This is a genomic window from Stappia indica (assembly GCF_001696535.1).
Classification (GTDB): Bacteria; Pseudomonadota; Alphaproteobacteria; order Rhizobiales; family Stappiaceae; genus Stappia; species Stappia indica.
Window position 1 is genome coordinate 313,917 of sequence record NZ_MBQE01000005.1, and the last position, 19,091, is coordinate 333,007.

The following is a 19,091-nucleotide window of genomic DNA, read 5'->3' on the forward strand; positions in this document are numbered from 1 at the left end:
GGCCCTCTGCAGGATCACGCTTTCCATGGACATTTCCGCGCTGCTCGTCTTCGCTGCGGCCCTGTTCGTCGCTGCCGCCATTCCCGGCCCCGGCATCGCCGCCATCGTGGCCCGGGTGCTGGCGCGCGGCCGCGAGGGGGCCTTCGCCTTCTGCCTCGGCATCGCCATCGGCGACGTGATCTGGCTGGGCTTTGCGGTGGCGGGCCTTGCGGTGCTGGCCAAGACCTTCGGCACGGTGTTCCTGGTGCTGAAATATGCCGGCGCGCTCTACCTGGCCTATCTCGCCTGGAAGATGTGGACGGCTCCCGCCGACAGCGGCCTGGCGGCGCTTGGCCCGGTGCGCAAGGAGAGCCGCTTTGCGCTGACGATGGGCGGCCTTGCCGTGACCATGGGAAATCCCAAGGTGATGGTCTTCTATCTGGCGCTCCTGCCCAACATCATCGCCCTCGAAACGGTGACCGTGCTCGGCTACGCGGAACTGTCGCTGGTCACTTTCGCGGTGCTCGCGGTGGTGCTGGGTGCCTATTGCCTGCTGGCCGAGCGGGCACGGAAGATGCTGGCGAGCCCGAGGGCGCTGCGAGTTCTCAACAGGGTGGCGGGCTCCGTCATGGCGGGAGCTGCGGTCGCCGTTGCCACGCGCTGACGAACAAGTGGCGAAGCCCGCAGGTAACGCATTGACTTGAAACGGGAAAATAGATGCGCCGGCGCCCCTTTCCGAAAGACGGCCGCCAGTCCCGTGTCGGGGCGGTGCGCAAGCGGCCAAAAGCGGCCGGAAAGCTTGCCTGCAGCCGGTTGAACCCCTGTTGCAAGCCCGTATAACTGAACGACACACAAGATCCAGCGAGCGTTTGATTCGAATGAGCGACACTCCGACGGGCAGCGAAAGCGAACCGCAAGTCACCAACGGCGCAGACGACTACGGCGCCGACTCGATCAAGGTCCTCAAGGGCCTTGACGCGGTGCGCAAGCGCCCGGGCATGTATATCGGCGACACCGACGACGGTTCCGGCCTCCACCACATGGTGTACGAGGTGGTCGACAACGCCATCGACGAGGCCCTGGCCGGCCATGCCGACCGCGTCACCGTGACGCTGAACGCCGACGGCTCGGTCACCGTGACCGACAACGGACGCGGCATTCCCACCGACGTGCACTCCGAGGAGGGTGTTTCGGCGGCCGAGGTCATCATGACCCAGCTGCATGCCGGCGGTAAGTTCGACCAGAATTCCTACAAGGTGTCCGGCGGCCTGCACGGCGTCGGCGTCTCCGTGGTGAACGCCCTGTCGACCTGGCTCGACCTGCGCATCTGGCGTGCCGGCAACGAGCATCGCATGCGCTTCCGCCACGGCGAGGCCGAGGCGCCGCTGGCCGTCGTCGGCCCGGCGGAGGGACGCAAGGGCACCGAGGTGACCTTCCTGCCCTCGCCGGAGACCTTCACCCGCATCGAGTTCGATTTCGGCACGCTCGAGCACCGTCTGCGCGAACTGGCCTTCCTGAATTCCGGCGTGCGCATTCTGCTGACCGACCGCCGCGGCGTCGAGGAGAAGGCCGTCGAGCTGTTCTACGAGGGCGGCCTGGAGGCCTTCGTGCGCTATCTCGACCGGGCCAAGCACCCGCTGATCGAGGCGCCGATCGTCATGCGCACCGAGAAGGACGGTATCACGGTCGAGGCGGCCATGTGGTGGAACGACAGCTACCACGAGCAGGTGCTGTGCTTCACCAACAACATCCCGCAGCGCGACGGCGGCACCCATCTGGCCGGCTTCCGCGGCGCGCTGACCCGGCAGATGACCGGCTATGCGGAGCAGTCGGGCATCCTCAAGAAGGAGAAGGTCTCGCTCACCGGCGACGACTGCCGCGAGGGGCTGACCTGCGTGCTCTCGGTCAAGGTGCCGGACCCGAAATTCTCGTCCCAGACCAAGGACAAGCTGGTCTCGTCCGAGGTTCGCCCGGTGGTCGAGAACGCCATCAGCGCCGCGCTCGCCGAGTGGCTGGAAGAAAACCCGGCGCCCGCGCGTGTGCTCGTCTCGAAGATCGTCGAGGCCGCCTCGGCGCGCGAGGCGGCGCGCAAGGCGCGCGAGCTGACCCGGCGCAAGGGCGCGCTGGACGTTGCCTCGCTGCCCGGCAAGCTTGCCGACTGCCAGGAACGCGACCCGGCCAAGTCCGAGCTCTTCCTGGTGGAGGGCGATTCGGCCGGTGGCTCCGCAAAACAGGGCCGTAGCCGCGAGAATCAGGCGATCCTGCCGCTGCGCGGCAAGATCCTCAACGTGGAGCGGGCGCGCTTCGACAAGATGCTGTCGTCGAATGAGATCGGCACGTTGATCACCGCGCTCGGCACCGGCATCGGCAAGGAAGAGTTCAACCTCGCCAAGCTGCGCTACCACAAGATCATCATCATGACGGACGCCGACGTCGACGGCGCCCACATCCGCACGCTGCTGCTGACCTTCTTCTTCCGGCAGATGCCGGAGCTGATCGAGCAGGGGCACGTCTATATCGCCCAGCCGCCGCTCTACAAGGTCAAGCGGGGCAATTCGGAGCAGTACCTGAAGGACCAGGAAGCGCTCGAGAACTACCTGATCGACACCGGTCTCGAGGACTGCACGCTGACCCTTGCCAGCGGCGAGGTGCGCAGCGGACACGACCTGCGCGACGTGGTCGAGAAGGCCCGGGCGGTTGCCGGCATCCTCGACGGGTTGCATTCGCGCTACGACCGCGACGTGGTCGAGCAGGCGGCGATTGCCGGCGCGCTGAACCCGGACGTGCACGACGATCCGGTGCGCGCGGCGGAGGCGGCAGCCTATATCGCCCGCCGGCTGGACATTCTGGCCGACGAGTTCGAGCGCGGCTGGGAAGGCAAGGTGCTCGACAACGGCGATCTGGTGTTCGAGCGCACGGTGCGCGGCGTCAAGGAGGCCGCGACCATCGACGCGGCACTGCTCGGCTCCGCCGACGCCCGCAAGCTGGACGCCCGCACCCAGCACCTGCAGGAGATCTACGGCAAGGCCGCGACGCTGGCCCGCAAGGGCAGCGAGGCGGCCATCCGCGGCCCGCGGGCGCTGCTCGACGCGGTCTTCGCGCAAGGTCGCAAGGGCATCGCGATGCAGCGCTACAAGGGCCTCGGCGAGATGAATGCCGAGCAGCTCTGGGAAACCACGCTCGATCCGAACGTGCGTTCCCTGCTGCAGGTGAAGGTGCGCGAGGCGGATGCTGCCGACGACATCTTCACCAAGCTGATGGGCGACGATGTCGACCCGCGGCGCACCTTCATCCAGGAGAACGCCCTCGCGGTCGCCAACCTGGACGTCTGACGACCTCCGGCCCGCCCGCCGGAATGCCGAATGCGCGAAAGGCGAGAGCCGGAATCGCGCAGGCAGCACTCCGACGCGGCGGAAAACGCCGGGAAGCGGGATTCTCCCTTTGACAAAGCGGGCCGCCCCCCCTATACGAGGCGGCCAAGACATTCCTCAAAAACAAGCTGCAAACAACCTATGCCGACAATCAACCAGTTGGTTCGCCTGAACCGTAAGCCGACCGTCAAGAAGTCCAAGACCCCCGCGCTGGGCGGTAACCCGCAGAAGCGCGCGGTTTGCACCCGCGTCTACACGACGACGCCGCGCAAGCCGAACTCGGCTCTTCGTAAGGTCGCGCGTGTTCGCATGACCAATGGCAATGAAGTCACCGCCTACATCCCGGGCGAGGGCCACAACCTGCAGGAGCACTCCGTGGTGCTCGTCCGCGGCGGCGGCCCGAACGATCTTCCGGGCGTCCGCTACCGCGTGATCCGCGGCGTGCTCGACACCCAGGGCGTCAAGGACCGTAAGAAGCGCCGTTCGCTCTACGGCTCCAAGCGTCCGAAGTAAGCTGCTTCCAGCCGGGTCCCGCCCGGCAGGGAATTGTCTTGTCGAGGCCTTCCGGACACCCGTCCGGGAGGCCTCGATGTTTTTGGGTTCTAGGTTTTTCAGGGCTTGGGGCGCGCGACCTAGAGCGTGCCGGCCTCCAGCCGCTTCAGGCTGCGCGCGGCGGCGTTGAGATAGTCCTTGCGGGTCTCCGCCGACATGCGGTCCCAGGTCCGGTAGGGCTGGGCAAGGCGCGGGTTGGCGCCGAGCTTCTCCCGGTTGCGGATCAGGAAGTCCCAGTACAGTGCGTTGAACGGACAGGCGTTTTCGCCGGTGCGGTCCTTCACGTCATAGGCGCAGTTGCGGCAGTGGTCCGACATCTTGTTGATGTAGTTGCCGCTCGCCGCATAGGGCTTGGAGGCGAGCAGCCCGCCATCGGCGAACTGGCTCATGCCGACCGTGTTCGGCAGCTCCACCCATTCGAAGGCGTCCGCATAGACCGACAGGTACCATTCGTGCACCTGATACGGGTCGATGCCGGCGATCAGCGCGAAGTTGCCGGTCACCATCAGCCGCTGGATGTGATGCGCGTAGGCCTCGTCCCGGGTCTGGCCGACGACCTCGCGCAGGCAGGCCATCTTCGTCTCCGCGCTCCAGTAGAAGTCCGGCAGCGGCCGGCTCGCGCCGAAATGGTTGGCGCCGGCATAGTCCGGCATCTTCAGCCAGTAGATGCCGCGCACATATTCCCGCCAGCCGATGATCTGGCGGATGAACCCCTCGGCCGAGTTGAGGGGCACGTCGCCGTCCAGAAAGGCTTGCTCCGCCTTGCGGCAGACGTGCAAGGGGTCGAGCAGCCCGGCATTGATGTAGGGCGACAGCACCGAGTGGTAGAGATACTTTTCCCCGGTCAGCATGGCGTCCTGATAGTCGCCGAAACGGGGCAGGGCCTCGTCGATGAAGCGCTCCAGCGCCTTCTCCGCGTCCTCAGTGGTGACGGCGAAGCGGAACGGTGTGAGCGTGCCGAACCCGTCCGGAAAGCGCGCCTCGACCAGTTCCAGCACCGCCCGGGTCGTCGCGTCCGGCTCGACGTCAAGCGGCCGCGGCATGAAGAGGTCGGTTTCCGCCGGCTTGCGGTTCTCGCTGTCGAAGTTCCAGCGGCCGCCGGCGGGCTCGTCGCCCTCCATCAGCAACCCGGTCTTGCGCCGCATCTCGCGGTAGAAATACTCCATCCGCAGCTGCTTTCGACCCTCCGCCCAGGAGGCGAACTCCTTGTGGCTGCACAGGAAACGGCTGTCGGGCAGGATATCGAGCGGCAGGTTGTGCTCGGCCTCGAGCCCGCGCAGGATCTCCAGCACCCGCCACTCGCCGGGCTCCGTGACCCGGATGCGCAAGGGATCGTGCCGTGTCACGGCGCGGCCGATCTCGCCGCCGAAGCTGCCGGTATTGTCCGGATCGTCGAGCTCGACATAATCGACCTGCCAGCCGGCATCGCGCAGGGCGGCGGCGTGATGGCGCATGGCCGCCAGGATGAAGGCGATCTTCTTGCGGTGATGCGGGACGTAGGTCGTCTCCTGCGCCACCTCCATCATCAGCAGCCTTGCATCGCTCTTGTCGACGTCCTGCAGCGCCGAGAGGCCGAAGGAGAGCTGGTCGCCGAGGATCGGGATGAGGACAGGTCTGGTCATGGCACGCGGCAGCTGCGGGGAGAGAAGGGGCTCTTCCCGGTTACGCAGCCCGGCCTTGCGCGGATCTTGCGCCCTCGTGGATCAGGGCAGCCGGGGACAGCGTGCCGCGTGCCCGGTCCCGCCTGCGGGGACAAACGAAAGACGCCCGGTCGGTGTCCCGCCGGGCGTCTTCAACAAACTGGTTTTGCGAATTTCGAGACGGATTTTGCAAAATCCCGTCTCAATTTTCGCAAATTTTGCGACGGCGCGCGCAATATCGCTCCGCGCGAAGCGGGGACAAGTGCCGGCGTCGGTGTCAGGCGGCGATGCGGCGCTGCGCCTTGAAGGCGACCGGGGTGTTCTCGCGGTTGCGGCGACGCTCCTCGGCAGAGATATACACCAGCGCGTGATGCTCGCTGCAGTAGGAAATCCCCGCCTCGACGCGGTTGCGGCACGGGAAGGTGTAGTTGCCGCCGGTGCCTTCGGCCCACTTGCACTGGCCGGCGCGCGGCAAACGAAGTTCGGTCATCGTCATGTCCTTCAGTCTGTGACGCCTTGCACTCCGAAGCGCGATCCACGGGGTTTGCCGGGGTATCGGTGTCAGGAGCGCCTGCCAGCGGCTGCGCGTCAAAAAAGCCGGGCGAGAAGCCCGGCGTCGATCCGATGACCGTAATATAGGTGTCACACTGCCAAAGGCCAAACGCGACTCCAGCATGGGAGCCATGTCTATATTGCAGTGCAGCGATGTGGTTAACGCCGAACGGTTGCAGTCTTACTTCACCGTTCGCGTTCTTCGCGAAGATTGGTGACCACGCGGCGGTTCTGCGCCTTGCATTCTTCTTCGGCGCAGTCGCGCACCTTGCGTTCGGTGCCGTAGCCCTTGGCCCAGAGGCGGTTCGGCGCAACGCCCTTGCCGACCAGATAGGCCATGACCGCATTGGCCCGGCGCGTCGACAGGGCGGTGTTGTCGCCGGTGCTGCCCGGATCGTCCGCAAAGCCCTGGATCTTGGCGTACCAGGTCCGGTTGGTCTTGAGCCACTCGGCCTGCTTGTCGAGCGTCATGCGCGCGGTTTCGTCGATGTCGGCCGAACCGGGCGTGAAATAGGTCCGCCGCCCGACATTGAGCATGAAGGCTTCCTCGCTGCCCGGCTCCATGTTGGCGAAGCCGAGCACCGGCGCGTTGGTCACGTCCGGCGAGGCGACGTTCTCGACCGTGTTGCAGCCGGCGAGCAGCGCGCAGGCGGCGAGCCCGGCCAGCAGCGGGAGCGAGAGCGGGGCGCGCGGCCGCGCGACGAGGCGGCCGGTTTCGGGCATCGGAAAGGCGGTCACGTGCGCTCCTGATCCTTCGGGGTGCCGGCGCCCAGATGCTCCAGAACCGACACGCGGGTTCCGACGGGGCAACGCTGGTAGAGGTCGATGATGTCTTCGGGGAACATGCGGATGCAGCCCGACGAGACGTCGCTGCCGATGCTCCAGGGCTCCAGCGTGCCGTGCAGCCGGTAGCCGGTGTCGGCGCCGCCGTCGTGGTGCAGGTAGAGCGCGCGCGGCCCGAGCGGGTTGTTCGGCGCGCCGCCCTCGACCAGTTTCGGCAGGTCGGGCTGGCGCTTGAGCATCTCCGGAGGCGGCACCCAGCGCGGCCACAGCGACTTGCGGCGGACCTGCGCCCGGCCGAACCACTGGAAGCCCTCGCGCCCGACGCCGACGCCGTAACGCAGCGCGGTGTTGTTCTCCCAGATCCAGTAAAGGAAGTGGTTGCGTGTATCGACGACCACCGTGCCGGGCGATTCTTGCGAGAAATACTTGACCATCTGCCGGCGCCAGTGCGGCTTGATCACCGCGAAATTGGTGCGCCGGTACTGGAAACCGTTGTCTTCGGCGGCTCCGTCGAACCATTTCGAGGACGCGAATGCCGGGATGGGCAGCGAGATGTTCGTCGCCAGTGCGCCGGCGCCGACCAGCAGCGCGCGCCGTGTCATGGATGCCGTCATGCCGTCTCCTCCTCCTGACGGGCAGCCGCGTCCGCCCCGCGCTCGGCAGTATCTGCGAGCGCGGAACGGACCTATTACTGTCCATCGCGGAGAAAACGTCAATCCTTCGAAGTTTTTCAGTTCGATGACGGCACCGGCGACGGGGGCGACGAAGGCGCTTCGCCGAAGTCCGCGCCGGCCGCCGACAGCGCCTCGCGCGTGTCGAGATCGAGGCGCGCGGCCTCGCCGATCTCCACCTCGCGCATGGCCGAGGCGTTCTGCCCGATCAGGTGACGGGCACCCGTGTCGCCCTCCAGCCGCGCCAGCGCATCAAAATGGCTGCGGTCCCACAGCACCGGATTGCCGCGCTTGCCGTGGGTGGTGGCAAGCACCAGGGTGACGCCCTCGTGCGGCCGGTAGGCCTCGATCAGCCGATCGAGCACGGCCGCCGTGATGCCGGGCATGTCGGCGAGCAGGATCATCGCGGCATCCGTGTCCGGTCCGAGCGCCTTGACGCCGGTGCGGATCGAGCCGGCCATGCCGTCGGCATAGTCGGGATTTTGCACCAGCGCGACGTCGAGCCCGGAAAGCGCGGCGGCGACTTCCCTCGCCATGTGGCCGGTCACTACGGTGAGGCCGGAGAGCCCGCTGGCGAGCGCTGCTTTGGCGGCGATGCGAACCAGCGGCTCGCCGTCGATCCGGGCCAGCAGCTTGTTGACGCCGCCCGCCCGCCGCGACTGGCCGGCGGCCAGCAGGACGCCTTCGATCCGCCGCTTGCGCGGTGCCGCTTGCGATGCGTCCGGTGTCGTCTCCTGTGCGGCCTCGCGCCCCACCTCGCGCGGCTGCGGCCGCGTGCCGATCTCCATCAACAGGCCCCCGACGCCCATGCCGGTGATCTCATGGGGCGTGACCGGCAGGTCCGCCATTAGCCGGTCGAGCACCCAGTCGAAGCCGTTTTCCTTGGGGCTGCGGGCGCAGCCCGGCGCGCCCAGAACCGGCACGCCGCCGACCTCGCCGACAAGCAGCAGGTTGCCCGGATCGACAGGCATGCCGAAATGCGTGACCGTGCCGCCGGCCTGCCGGATGGCGGTCGGGATCACGTCGTCCCGGTCGACGATGGCCGAGGCACCGAAGACCAGCACCAGCTCCGCGCCGTCCGCGATCAGCGCGGCGATGGCCTTGGCGGTCTCGCGCGCCTCATGGGCGACGCGGATCTCGCGGGTGAGCTGCGATCCGTAGACGGCAAGGCGGTTTTCGGTGATCCGCCGGGTCTTGTCGAGGGTGGCGGGCTTGAGATGGGCGAGCCGGGTGGCGACCAGTCCGACGGGGCGCGCGCGGAACGGAGCGACGCGCACTGCCCCGCGCACCGCCTGGCAGGCGGCATCCACATCGGCGCGCGGCGCGGCGAAGGGAATGATCTTGGCGGTGGCCACCATGCGGCCGCGGGTGATCCGGGCGAAGGCGGGGAGGGTCGCCAGGGTGATCGCCGGATCGATGCGGTTGGTCCTGTCGACGGCGTCCTTGTCGACGACCAGCAGCCCGTCGGCATCGGCATGGAAGTTGACCCGGCCGGTGAACGGTGGCTCCAGCGTCATGCCGCCGCCGGAGGCGGCCTCGGCAATGCGGCTCGCCGCCTCGTCCTCGTGGCAATCGTCCGGGCCGAGCCGGGCGGCAACGACCTCCGCGATGCCGGCCTCCGCGATCCGTGCGATGTCGCCGGCGGTGAGCCGGTGGCCCTTCTTCAGCGCGCCGTCGGCAAGCCGCAGCGTGTGGGCGAGCAGGGCGCCTTCCGCGTCGTTCGTAGCGAGCGGGCCGAACTTCACGGCCGGCCTCCCTCTCCCTTGGGTTCGTGGCTCTTGGACTCGGGGCTCTTGCGAAGCGCGGCGATGATGTTGGCGAGCACCGCAACGGCGATCTCGGCCGGCGAGGCCGCGCCGATATCGGCGCCGATCGGGGCATCGATACTGTCGAACGCGTCCGGCGTCACGCCGGCTTCCAGCAGGCGCTCGCGGCGCTTGCCGTGGGTCTTGCGGCTGCCGAGCGCGCCGACATAGAAGCACCCGGCCGACAGCGCGGCGGCAAGCGGCACGTCGTCGATCTTCGGGTCATGGGTGAGTGCGGCGAGCGCGGTGTAGGGGTCGAGCGCGAGCTGGTCGAGCACGTCGGCCGGCCATTCGGCGAGCAGCGTGCCGTCCGGAAACCGTTCGGGCGTGGCAAAGGCGGTGCGCGGGTCGACGACGGTCACGTCGAAGCCGGCGATCTGTGCCATCGGCACCAAGGCCTGGCTGATATGGACGGCGCCGATCAAAACGATGCGCGGAGGCGGCACGCTGACGGTCAGGAAGGCCTGGCCGCCGTCTGCAAGCTCGACCAGCCCGGACTTGCCGGACCTCAGCCTTGCGCGCAGCTCCGCCGCCAGCGGATCGGCGTCCAGGATGTCGCTTGGGGCGACGAGGCGCTGGGCGCCGCTTCCGATCTCGGTGACGAGGATCGCGGGCTTGCGGCCGCTGCGGGCGGCGTTGAACCGGGCGAGAAGCTGAAGGTCCATGAGGAGCGGTCCTGAAAATGGGGCAGCGCCGGCGTGCGGCGCCTTGAGGCAGGCGGGCGACGGGCGGGGGAGGAGATCAGGCGGGCTGGGCCACCGGCTCCACATAGACGCGGATGCGCCCGCCGCAGGACAGGCCGACGCGCCAGGCGGTCTCGTCGGCGACGCCGAATTCCAGCATGGCGGGCTTGCCGGTCTCGATCACCTCGGCCGCCTCGGCGACGACCGCGCCCTCGACGCAGCCGCCCGACACCGAGCCCTCGAAATTTCCCTCCGCATCGATGACGAGATGGGCACCGACCGGGCGCGGCGCCGAGCCCCAGGTCTCGACCACGGTGGCAAGGGCGACGCGGCGCCCGTCGCGGCTCCAGCTTTCCGCCAGAACCAGCGGATCGATCTCCGTCCGGATTGCATCCTGTTGCATGTCCGTCTCCTTCGTTGCCCCGAATATAGGCTCACCCCGGCGCCCTGCACAGGCGTCCCGTCTCTGGCCTTTGGTCGGAAGGGGGGGTGTGTGGGGCGCGGACCCCTCCCGGCGTCTTCCCGGAGGAGGCCGCAAGGCCGAAGATCCGGGACCGGCGAGCCACATCGGGTGCGGGTTTGGCCCGGAGCGCTACGGCAACGCCCTCGGCTCTCCGGTCCCGGGTCGCGCTTCGCTTGCCCGGGAAGACGAAGGAGAGGCGGAGCAACGTCGGCGGGTGAGGGAAGGTGGTGCCACTTTCTCAAGGTGTCGTCCCGGTTTCGGCGCAGCCGAAGACCGGGATCCAGTAACCCCGGATGGTTCAGCCTGAGCTTCGGCGCCGCCACCGGAACGCAGCTGGCTTCGCGCAACCATTCGCTCCGGCGGATACTGGACGCCTGCCTGCGCAGGCGTGACAGCCGTGGAAGATAGCGATGCGTTTCCGTCCCGCCCCTGCTGAGGGTGCCACTGGTTCCCGGATCATCGGCCTTGCGGCCTCGTCCGGGATGACAGCCTGACGGGAGCCTGCCGCTCCCCGCACACAGCCGCCCAAACGAAAAAGGGCGCCGCAAGCCTGCGGCGCCCTTCGACGTGTCAGCTGTCCGCTGCGGCGTTATTCGGCCGCGGCGCGGAAGGACGGGGCGGCGGCGCGGATGGCGCCGTCCACATGGCTTTCGAACTTGGCGAAGTTGGTGACGAACATGTCCACCAGCTTGGCGGCCTGCGCGTCGTAGGCGTCCTTGTCGGCCCAGGTCGAGCGCGGGTCGAGGATCTTCGGATCGACGCCCGGAACCTCGACCGGAACGGCGAAGCCGAAATTCGCGTCCGTGCGGCACTCGACGTCACGCAGCGAACCGTCCAGCGCGGAGGCGAGCAGCGTGCGGGTGGCACGGATCGGCATGCGGTTGCCGATGCCGTAGGCGCCGCCCGTCCAGCCGGTGTTGACCAGCCAGCAGTCGACCTCGTGATCGGCGATCAGCGAGCGCAGCAGGTTGCCGTACTCGGACGGATGACGCGACATGAACGGCGCGCCGAAGCAGGTGGAGAACGTCGCCTGCGGCTCCGTCACGCCCTTCTCGGTCCCGGCAACCTTGGCCGTGTAGCCGGACAGGAAGTGGTACATCGCCTGGGCCGGGGTCAGCCGGGCGATCGGGGGCAGCACGCCGAAGGCATCAGCCGTCAGCATGATGATGTTCTTGGGGTGCGGCGCGCGGCCCGTCGGGCTGGCATTGGAGATGAAGTCGATCGGGTAGGCGCAGCGGGTGTTCTCGGTCTTCGAGCCGTCGTCGAAATCGGCGACGCGCGTGTGCGGATGGAGCACGACATTCTCCAGCACGGTGCCGAAGCGCTGGGTCGTGGCGTAGATCTCCGGCTCCGCCTCGGCCGACAGCTTGATCGTCTTGGCGTAGCAGCCGCCCTCGAAGTTGAAGATGCCGTCCGGGCCCCAGCCGTGCTCGTCGTCGCCGACCAGCGTGCGGGTCGGATCGGCCGACAGGGTGGTCTTGCCGGTGCCGGACAGGCCGAAGAACACGGCCGTGTCGCCCTCGTCGCCGACATTGGCCGAGCAGTGCATCGGCATCACGCGGCTGGCCGGCAGCAGGAAGTTCAGCATCGAGAAGACGGACTTCTTCATCTCGCCGGCATAGGAGGTGCCGCCGATCAGGACGATGCGGTTGGTGAAGTCGCAGGCGATGACGGTCTCGGTGCGGCAGCCGTGGCGCGCGGGATCGGCGCGGAAGCTCGGCAGGTCGATGATCGTCATTTCGGGCGCGAAATCCGCCAGCTCCGACGCATCCGGACGGATCAGCAGGTTGCGGATGAACAGGGAGTGCCAGGCGTATTCGGTGAAGACGCGCACCTTGATGCGGTGGGCCGGATCGGCGCCGCCATGCAGGTCCTGCGCATAGAGCGACATGCCCTTGGCATGGGCGACCATGTCGGCATGGAGCACCGCGAACTGCTCGGGGCTCATGGAATTGGAATTGTCCCACCACACGGTGTCGCGGGTGGTGTCGTCGACGACGATGAACTTGTCCTTCGGCGAGCGGCCCGTGTGGATGCCGGTGTCGGCAACGAGCGCGCCGCCATCGGCGACGACGGCCTCACCGCGGCGCAGCGCATGCTCATAGAGCGCCGGTGCCGTGAGGTTGCGATGAAGTCCGCCGAGCTCCTTCAAGCCGCACATGCCAGCGTCCTTGGAAGAAAGCCCTACGCCCTGATCCGCCATGTTTCCGAGATCCCTGTATCGTGTTTGGTTCGCCGGTCCTTGCTGGACCGCTGAGACTGCCGGCTGCCGCGATAAGCGTCCTGTCGCGATTTCGCAATATGAGTCCGGTAGCGTGTGAACTGCCGGCGGCCCTGGTGCCGGCGCACGGAACGGCCGTCGACCCCATGTCGGGTCCGGCCCTGCTGTCTTTTTCGCTTTTGGCAGAGCGAACCTAGTGGATGGCCCCCAAATCAACAAGCGCAACAAAGGTGGCAGGCTTGAGGCTAAATCGATTTAATTCACCGTTTCTGCAGTTATAATTATTTTTTAAGGAAAAATAATACGTGTTCCGATGGCCGGGCCGGTGGAATACTCGTTTCATATCAGATCATTCGTGGATCATCCGTTCGAAGCCGTGCAGAACTGCGGCAAAACCCCTCGCCGCAACGGGAAGAGGGCAACGACAGAGTAGCGGCTGACCGGCCCTGCGCTTTCGGCTATGGTCGGGGCCCATTGCCCGGCGCATCGCGCATTGCCGCATCCGCCGCCCGCCCGTTGCTCTCCATCCGTCAGGCCAAGATGTCGACATCTCGCAGTCCCGCTCCCGCCTCGGTGGGACATCATTTCCGCGCCACCGTGGCGCTGGCGCTGCCGATCATCGTGTCGCGCGCGGCGCTGGTGGTCATGTTCACCGTCGACACGGTGATGGTGGGCCGGGCGAGCGCCGCCGACCTTGCCTATTTCGGTCTCGGCGTCGCGCCGCAGCTGACCCTGATGATGGTGGCCGTCGGCGCGTTGCAGGCGACCGCCGTGCTGGCTTCGCAGGCGCTGGGCGCAGGCGATGCCCCGCGCGCCGGCGCGGTGCTGCGCGCCTCGCTCGCCCATGCGCTGGCGCTCGGCCTGATCTGCCTCTTCCTGTCGATGCTGGCGGAGCCGTTCTTCCTGGCGACGGGGCAGGACGCGGACCTCGCCGCCGGCGCCGCGCGCGTCTCGCACGCCTTCGGTTTCGGCATGCCGGGCATCCTCATGTTCGTCGCCTGCAACCTGTTCATGGAGGCGACCGGCCGGCCCAAGACCGGCATGGTGATCATGCTGGCCGCCAACCTCGTCAACGTGCCGCTGAACGCGCTGCTCGGCTACGGCTGGGGCGGCTGGTTCGCCGCCGGCGGGGCGGAAGGCATCATGCTGGCGAGCACCATCGCCCGCACGCTGGCCGGGGTCAGCATCCTGACCATCCTGGCGCTGCAGGCCCGGCGCGACGACACGTTCCGCATCCTGCCGCGCCGCACGGCCGGGGCGGCGGCGGTCGGCCTGTGGGCGGACCCGGACGCACGCCTGCTGCGCCGGCTCGGCCTGCCGATGGGCCTTGCCCAGGGCGTGGAAAGCGCCGCCTTCGCGACGGTGGTGATGATGGCCGGCTGGCTCGGCACCGCGCAGCTCGCCGCCTACCAGACGACGATGAGCCTCGTCACGCTGACCTTCATGATGGCCATCGGCACCGGCGGGGCGACGGCGATCCGGGTGGGCCGGGCCTTCGGCGAGGGCGACATGGCCAATGTCGGACGCGCCGGGTGGAGCGGTATCGCGCTCGGCGCGGTCTGGCCGGTGCCCGTGGCGCTGCTGTTCCTGATCTCGCCGGAAACGGCGGCGCGGGCCGTCACCTCCGACCCGCGCACGGTCGAGGCGGCGGCGCAGGCGCTCTTCGTCGCCGGCTTCATGCTGTCGATCGATGCGTCGATGGCGGTGACCATCGGCGCCCTGCGGGGCCTCGGCGACGTGTGGTGGCCGACCCTGTGGCAGATCGGGGCGTTCTGGCTGGTGGCGATCCCGGTCGCCTATGTGATGGCGATCGTGCTGGCGGTGGGCGCGGGCGGACTGATCGGCGGGCTGATCGCCGGCATCCTCGTCTCCTTCGCCGGCCTGTCCTGGCGCTTCGCGCGCCAGAGCGCGATGCACCGCCTCGCGCCGGTGGTTCCGCTGTAGCGGCTGGCGATTGCCGGTCGCCATCGCCATAATTTATGCGCATTTGCACCCGCAAGGCTGATAAACCAAGACGAGCGAACAAGAAGAACGGGTTCAGGGCTTTCGAACATGCCGACGATCGCACTCGTAGACGACGACCGCAACATCCTGACCTCGGTCTCCATTGCACTGGAGAGCGAAGGTTACAGGGTCCATACCTATACGGACGGCTCCTCGGCCCTCGACCGGCTGATCACCGATCCGCCGGATCTTGCCATCTTCGACATCAAGATGCCGCGCATGGACGGCATGGAGCTGCTGCGCCGCCTGCGCCAGAAGTCGGACCTGCCGGTGATCTTCCTGACCAGCAAGGACGACGAGATCGACGAGCTGTTCGGTCTCAAGATGGGCGCCGACGACTTCATCCGCAAACCGTTCTCCCAGCGCCTGCTGGTGGAGCGCGTCAAGGCGGTGCTGCGCCGCGTGCAGCCGCGCGACCCGGCGACGAGCAAGCAGGAAAGCGACAAGCTGCTGGAACGCGGCGACCTGATCATGGATCAGGAGCGCCACACCTCCATGTGGAAGGGCCAGCCGGTGACGCTGACCGTCACCGAATTCCTGATCCTTTACGCGCTCGCCCATCGTCCGGGCGTGGTCAAGAGCCGCAACGCCCTGATGGATGCGGCCTATGACGACCAGGTCTATGTGGACGACCGCACCATCGATAGCCATATCAAGCGGCTGCGGAAGAAGTTCAAGCTGGTCGACGACAGCTTCGACATGATCGAGACGCTGTACGGCGTCGGCTACCGCTTCCGCGAGGGCTGACGGCAGCGCCGCGCCCGCCCGGTCGATGCGCGACGCAGGCGGGGCGGCGTGCCGGAAAGGCGTGGCCGGAAACTCCGGCCGGGAAAGACGAATGGCGATTGAGGTGGACACGAACGGGCGTGCCGAGCATGAGGCCGACCGGCGGACGTCTCCTCCGGCCGAAGCCGGGGGCGCGCCGGCTGCTGCCCGCGGTCCCAACAGCCAGCGCCGCTTCCGCAGGCGCATCCTGTCGCGCATCGCCGGCTCGATCTCGCCCTATCTCACCTCCTCGCTGACCCGCCGCATCCTGGTGCTGAACCTTGCCGGCCTGTGCGCGCTGGTCGGCGGCATCCTGTATCTCAACCAGTTCCGCGCCGGGCTGATCGACGCCCGCGTCCAGAGCCTTCTGACCCAGGGCGAGATCATCGCCGGCGCCATCGCCGCCTCGGCGACGGTGGAGACGGACGGGCTGATGGTCGATCCCGAACAGCTGCTGCAGCTTCAGGCGGGCGAAAGCGTGTCGCCGACCGACGGCTCGCGGCTGACCGACTTTCCTATCAATCCCGAGCGCGTCGCACCGGTGCTGCGCCGGCTGATCTCGCCGACCCGCACGCGGGCGCGGATCTACGATCCCGAGGGCATCCTGATCCTCGATTCCCGGCATCTTTACGCGCGCGGCCAGATCCTGCGCTTCGACCTGCCGCCGCCGACCACCGAGGAACCGGGCCTGTGGGACCAGATCTGGGCCGACGTGAAACTGTGGTTCCGCCGCGGCGACCTGCCGCTCTACGAGGAGATCGGCGCGGGCAACGGGCGGGCCTATCCGGAAGTGGAGGCAGCGCTCGCCGGCTCGCCCGCCAGCGTGGTGCGCGTGTCCTCGCGCGGCGAGCTGATCGTCTCGGTCGCGGTGCCGGTGCAGCGCTTCCGCGCGGTGCTGGGCTCGCTGCTACTGTCGACGCAAGGCGGCGACATCGACGCCATCGTGCGGGCCGAGCGCATCGGCATCGTGCGCGTGTTCCTGGTCGCCGCGACGGTGACCATGGTGCTGTCGATCCTTTTGGCCGGCACCATCGCCGGCCCGGTGCGGCGGCTGGCGGCGGCGGCCGAACGGGTGCGCCGGGGCATCAAGTCGCGCGAGGAGATCCCGCAATTCTCCGAGCGGCGCGACGAGATCGGCCATCTGGCGAGCGCGCTGCGCGACATGACCAACGCGCTCTACAACCGCATGGACGCGATCGAGACCTTCGCGGCGGACGTGGCGCACGAGCTGAAGAACCCGCTGACCTCGTTGCGCAGCGCGGTGGAGACATTGCCGCTGGCCAAGCAGCCGCAGGCGCGCGAGCGGCTGATGGAGGTGATCCAGCACGACGTGCGCCGGCTCGACCGGCTGATCACCGACATTTCCGACGCTTCGCGGCTGGATGCGGAACTGGCCCGCGCCGATGCCGAGCCCATCGACATCTCGACGCTGCTGCTGGGCGTGTGCGACCTGGCCAACGAACGGGCGGGAGCGGGCGAAGCGCCTGTCGAGGTGCATATCAATTCCTCGCGCCGCGACCATCCCTACCGGGTGCTCGGCCATGACAGCCGCCTCGGTCAGGTGGTCAACAACCTGATCGACAATGCCCGCTCCTTCTCGCCCCCCGGCGGAACGGTGCGGGTGACGGCGAACCGCACCGCCGACATGGTGGAGATCACGGTGGACGACGACGGGCCGGGCGTGCGCCCGGAGCTGCGCGAGCGCATCTTCGAGCGCTTCTATACCGACCGGCCGGAGTCCGAGGGCTTCGGCAACAATTCCGGCCTCGGCCTGTCGATCTCGCGACAGATCGTCGAGGCGCATCGCGGCACGATCTCGGTCGCCAACCGCGAGACCACGGACGCCAAGACCGGCGAGGTCCGTATCGACGGCGCCCGCTTCACCGTGCGCCTGCCGGCCGAGAGCCGGGGATGAGCGGCGGCGACACGGTCCATGCCTCCTGCATCCTGGTCGGCAGCGCCGGCATCCTGATCCGCGGCCGCTCGGGCGCGGGCAAGTCGCGCCTCGGCGAGCGGATCCTCGGCGAGGCGCGCCTGCGCGGGCTGCTGGCGCTGGCGGTGGCCGACGACCGGGTGGCGCTTGCCGCCCGCTCGGGCCGGCTGATCGCGAGTTGCCCGGCGCAGCTTTTCGGCCTTTGGGAGCGGCGGGGCGAGGGGATCGTGCCGGTTGCGGCCGAGCCGCGCGCGGTGGTGCGGCTGGTGGTCGACCTGGTGCCCGGGGGCGAGCTGGAGCGGATGCCGGAGCCGGGCGCCATGCGGGTCGAGCTGTGCGGTGTCGAGATCGCACGCCTGGCCGTGCCCTGCGAGAGCGGGAGCGCTGCGACGCTCGATGTGCTGGCGGTGCTGGAAGGCCGGGCCTCGGGCGGGGCTTGAGCCGCGGCATTGCGCCACGGCTGCTGCTTCTTGCCGCAAGCGCCCTTGCGAAAAAGCCGGGGGCCGGGTCCGATTTTTCTTGCGCTGCAGCGTCACCTTGCCGACATTGGGCGCCCGGCAACGAACGACCGGGGGCGGGGAGCGTTCCGTCGCGTGCGGCTCGCGGGTCGCAGCGGTGCAAGGCCGCAACGGGCAGTGGTATCGGCATCGGTCGTCGGACCGGTGGATATCCGGCAAGCACCCGCTGCGACAGGCATCATTCCGGACGCCGTAGGCGGACCGGACGGACGGACAAACGACGGACAGGGCATGATCGGTCTCGTACTTGTTACGCACGGACGATTGGCGGAAGAATTCAAGTCGGCGCTGGAGCATGTCGTCGGCCCGCAGGAGCGGGTGGCGACGATCTGCATCGGTCCCGACGACGACATGGAGCAGCGCCGGCAGGACATCCTGGCGGCCGTCGAGAGCGTCAACGACGGCTCCGGCGTGGTGCTGCTGACGGACATGTTCGGCGGCACCCCGTCGAACCTTGCCATCTCCGTGATGGACGGCACCAGCATCGAGGTGATCGCCGGCGTCAACCTGCCCATGCTGATCAAGCTGGCCAGCGTGCGCGGCGAAAGCGCCATCGCGGAAGCGGTGGACGAGGCGCGCAAGGCCGGCCAGAAATACATCTCCGTTGCCAGCCAGGTTCTGTCGGGCCAGGGGTGAGAGCCAAGGGTAGCGGGGACGGGATGATGGACCAGATGCAAGCGGCCGGGCTGACCCGCAACCTGAAGATCGTCAACCGGCGCGGCCTGCACGCCCGGGCCTCGGCCAAGCTGGTGAAGCTGGTCGAAACCTTCGACGCCGAGGTGGTGGTGATGAAGGACGGCCAGTCGGTCGGCGGCAACTCCATCATGGGCCTGATGATGCTGGCGGCCAGCCCCGGCTGCTCGATCCGCGTGTCCGCGACCGGCGCAGAGGCGGAAGACGCCCTCGCCGCCATCGCCGAGCTGGTGGAAAGCGGCTTCGGCGAGACCGACTGAGGCGTCTCTCGCGCAGCCATGCTGCCGCGCTTTTCTCGCAACCGCTCATGTTGCCAATAGGCCCCTCCGGCTCACGTTGCTCTTCCCTCTCGGGTCGTCATCCCGGGCAAGCGTAAGCGCGACCCGGGACCGGAGAGCCGAGGGCCTATGGGGCACGCTCCCGTCCGACACCGCAGCTGCCGTGGCTCCCCGATCCCG

Annotated in this window: 17 protein-coding genes; 9 read left to right on the plus strand and 8 right to left on the minus strand. The window is 68.2% G+C overall.

Annotated features, from left to right (window positions below):
• The first annotated feature begins 25 nt into the window (after nucleotides 1–25).
• The 3 genes from BBX35_RS18930 to rpsL all read left to right on the plus strand — a co-directional run bounded on the left by BBX35_RS18930 (nucleotide 26) and on the right by rpsL (nucleotide 3,863).
• Entirely contained in the window at nucleotides 26–643 is a 618-nt protein-coding gene (locus tag BBX35_RS18930) for a LysE family translocator (protein WP_067223426.1), read from the plus strand.
• 214 nt (nucleotides 644–857) lie between these two features.
• Nucleotides 858–3,311 (plus strand): DNA topoisomerase (ATP-hydrolyzing) subunit B, encoded by a 2,454-nt coding sequence (gene gyrB / locus BBX35_RS18935; protein ID WP_067223428.1) that lies wholly within the window; start codon nucleotides 858–860, stop codon nucleotides 3,309–3,311.
• Between the two features lie 180 nt (nucleotides 3,312–3,491).
• Complete coding sequence (rpsL, locus tag BBX35_RS18940) at nucleotides 3,492–3,863, plus strand: 30S ribosomal protein S12 (protein WP_067223430.1); 372 nt, start codon at nucleotides 3,492–3,494, stop codon at nucleotides 3,861–3,863.
• Nucleotides 3,864–3,982: 119 nt separating this feature from the next.
• Here rpsL and BBX35_RS18945 read toward each other — a convergent pair whose 3' ends face one another.
• The 8 genes from BBX35_RS18945 to BBX35_RS18980 all read right to left on the minus strand — a co-directional run bounded on the left by BBX35_RS18945 (nucleotide 3,983) and on the right by BBX35_RS18980 (nucleotide 12,702).
• Nucleotides 3,983–5,524 carry a cryptochrome/photolyase family protein gene (locus tag BBX35_RS18945; RefSeq protein WP_067223433.1) on the minus strand — a complete coding sequence of 514 codons (1,542 nt, stop codon included), beginning with the start codon at nucleotides 5,522–5,524 and terminating at the stop codon, nucleotides 3,983–3,985.
• 295 nt (nucleotides 5,525–5,819) lie between these two features.
• Nucleotides 5,820–6,032, minus strand: coding sequence for a hypothetical protein (locus BBX35_RS18950; RefSeq protein WP_067223435.1), 213 nt, complete (start codon nucleotides 6,030–6,032; stop codon nucleotides 5,820–5,822).
• Nucleotides 6,033–6,280: 248 nt separating this feature from the next.
• Nucleotides 6,281–6,832, minus strand: a complete 552-nt coding sequence (locus BBX35_RS18955; RefSeq protein ID WP_244271665.1) for an OmpA family protein — start codon at nucleotides 6,830–6,832, stop codon at nucleotides 6,281–6,283.
• Entirely contained in the window at nucleotides 6,829–7,491 is a 663-nt protein-coding gene (locus BBX35_RS18960; protein WP_228189073.1) for a L,D-transpeptidase, read from the minus strand. Before BBX35_RS18960 ends, BBX35_RS18955 begins: the two co-directional genes overlap by 4 nt.
• Before the next feature lie 116 nt (nucleotides 7,492–7,607).
• A complete protein-coding gene (locus tag BBX35_RS18965; RefSeq protein WP_067223437.1) occupies nucleotides 7,608–9,293 on the minus strand; it encodes an NTP transferase domain-containing protein in 1,686 nt (561 codons plus the stop codon).
• Entirely contained in the window at nucleotides 9,290–10,018 is a 729-nt protein-coding gene (locus tag BBX35_RS18970; RefSeq protein WP_067223439.1) for an XdhC family protein, read from the minus strand. Before BBX35_RS18970 ends, BBX35_RS18965 begins: the two co-directional genes overlap by 4 nt.
• Before the next feature lie 76 nt (nucleotides 10,019–10,094).
• Nucleotides 10,095–10,439 (minus strand): XdhC family protein, encoded by a 345-nt coding sequence (locus tag BBX35_RS18975; RefSeq protein WP_067223442.1) that lies wholly within the window; start codon nucleotides 10,437–10,439, stop codon nucleotides 10,095–10,097.
• Nucleotides 10,440–11,088: 649 nt separating this feature from the next.
• A complete protein-coding gene (locus BBX35_RS18980; RefSeq protein ID WP_067223444.1) occupies nucleotides 11,089–12,702 on the minus strand; it encodes a phosphoenolpyruvate carboxykinase in 1,614 nt (537 codons plus the stop codon).
• A 558-nt stretch (nucleotides 12,703–13,260) separates the two neighbouring features.
• On the opposite strand from BBX35_RS18980, the gene BBX35_RS18985 reads away from it, so the two are divergent.
• The 6 genes from BBX35_RS18985 to BBX35_RS19010 all read left to right on the plus strand — a co-directional run bounded on the left by BBX35_RS18985 (nucleotide 13,261) and on the right by BBX35_RS19010 (nucleotide 18,893).
• The gene (locus BBX35_RS18985; protein ID WP_083206434.1) at nucleotides 13,261–14,664 is read left to right on the plus strand and encodes an MATE family efflux transporter; all 1,404 of its coding nucleotides are present in this window, start codon (nucleotides 13,261–13,263) and stop codon (nucleotides 14,662–14,664) included.
• A 108-nt stretch (nucleotides 14,665–14,772) separates the two neighbouring features.
• Complete coding sequence (locus BBX35_RS18990; RefSeq protein WP_067223449.1) at nucleotides 14,773–15,471, plus strand: response regulator transcription factor; 699 nt, start codon at nucleotides 14,773–14,775, stop codon at nucleotides 15,469–15,471.
• Between the two features lie 91 nt (nucleotides 15,472–15,562).
• Nucleotides 15,563–17,404 carry a stimulus-sensing domain-containing protein gene (locus tag BBX35_RS18995; RefSeq protein WP_067223452.1) on the plus strand — a complete coding sequence of 614 codons (1,842 nt, stop codon included), beginning with the start codon at nucleotides 15,563–15,565 and terminating at the stop codon, nucleotides 17,402–17,404.
• Entirely contained in the window at nucleotides 17,401–17,862 is a 462-nt protein-coding gene (locus BBX35_RS19000) for an HPr kinase/phosphorylase (RefSeq protein ID WP_067223454.1), read from the plus strand. Before BBX35_RS18995 ends, BBX35_RS19000 begins: the two co-directional genes overlap by 4 nt.
• A gap of 309 nt (nucleotides 17,863–18,171) precedes the next feature.
• Nucleotides 18,172–18,576, plus strand: a complete 405-nt coding sequence (locus BBX35_RS19005) for a PTS sugar transporter subunit IIA (RefSeq protein ID WP_067223456.1) — start codon at nucleotides 18,172–18,174, stop codon at nucleotides 18,574–18,576.
• Between the two features lie 23 nt (nucleotides 18,577–18,599).
• Complete coding sequence (locus BBX35_RS19010) at nucleotides 18,600–18,893, plus strand: HPr family phosphocarrier protein (protein WP_067223459.1); 294 nt, start codon at nucleotides 18,600–18,602, stop codon at nucleotides 18,891–18,893.
• Nucleotides 18,894–19,091: the final 198 nt, after the last annotated feature.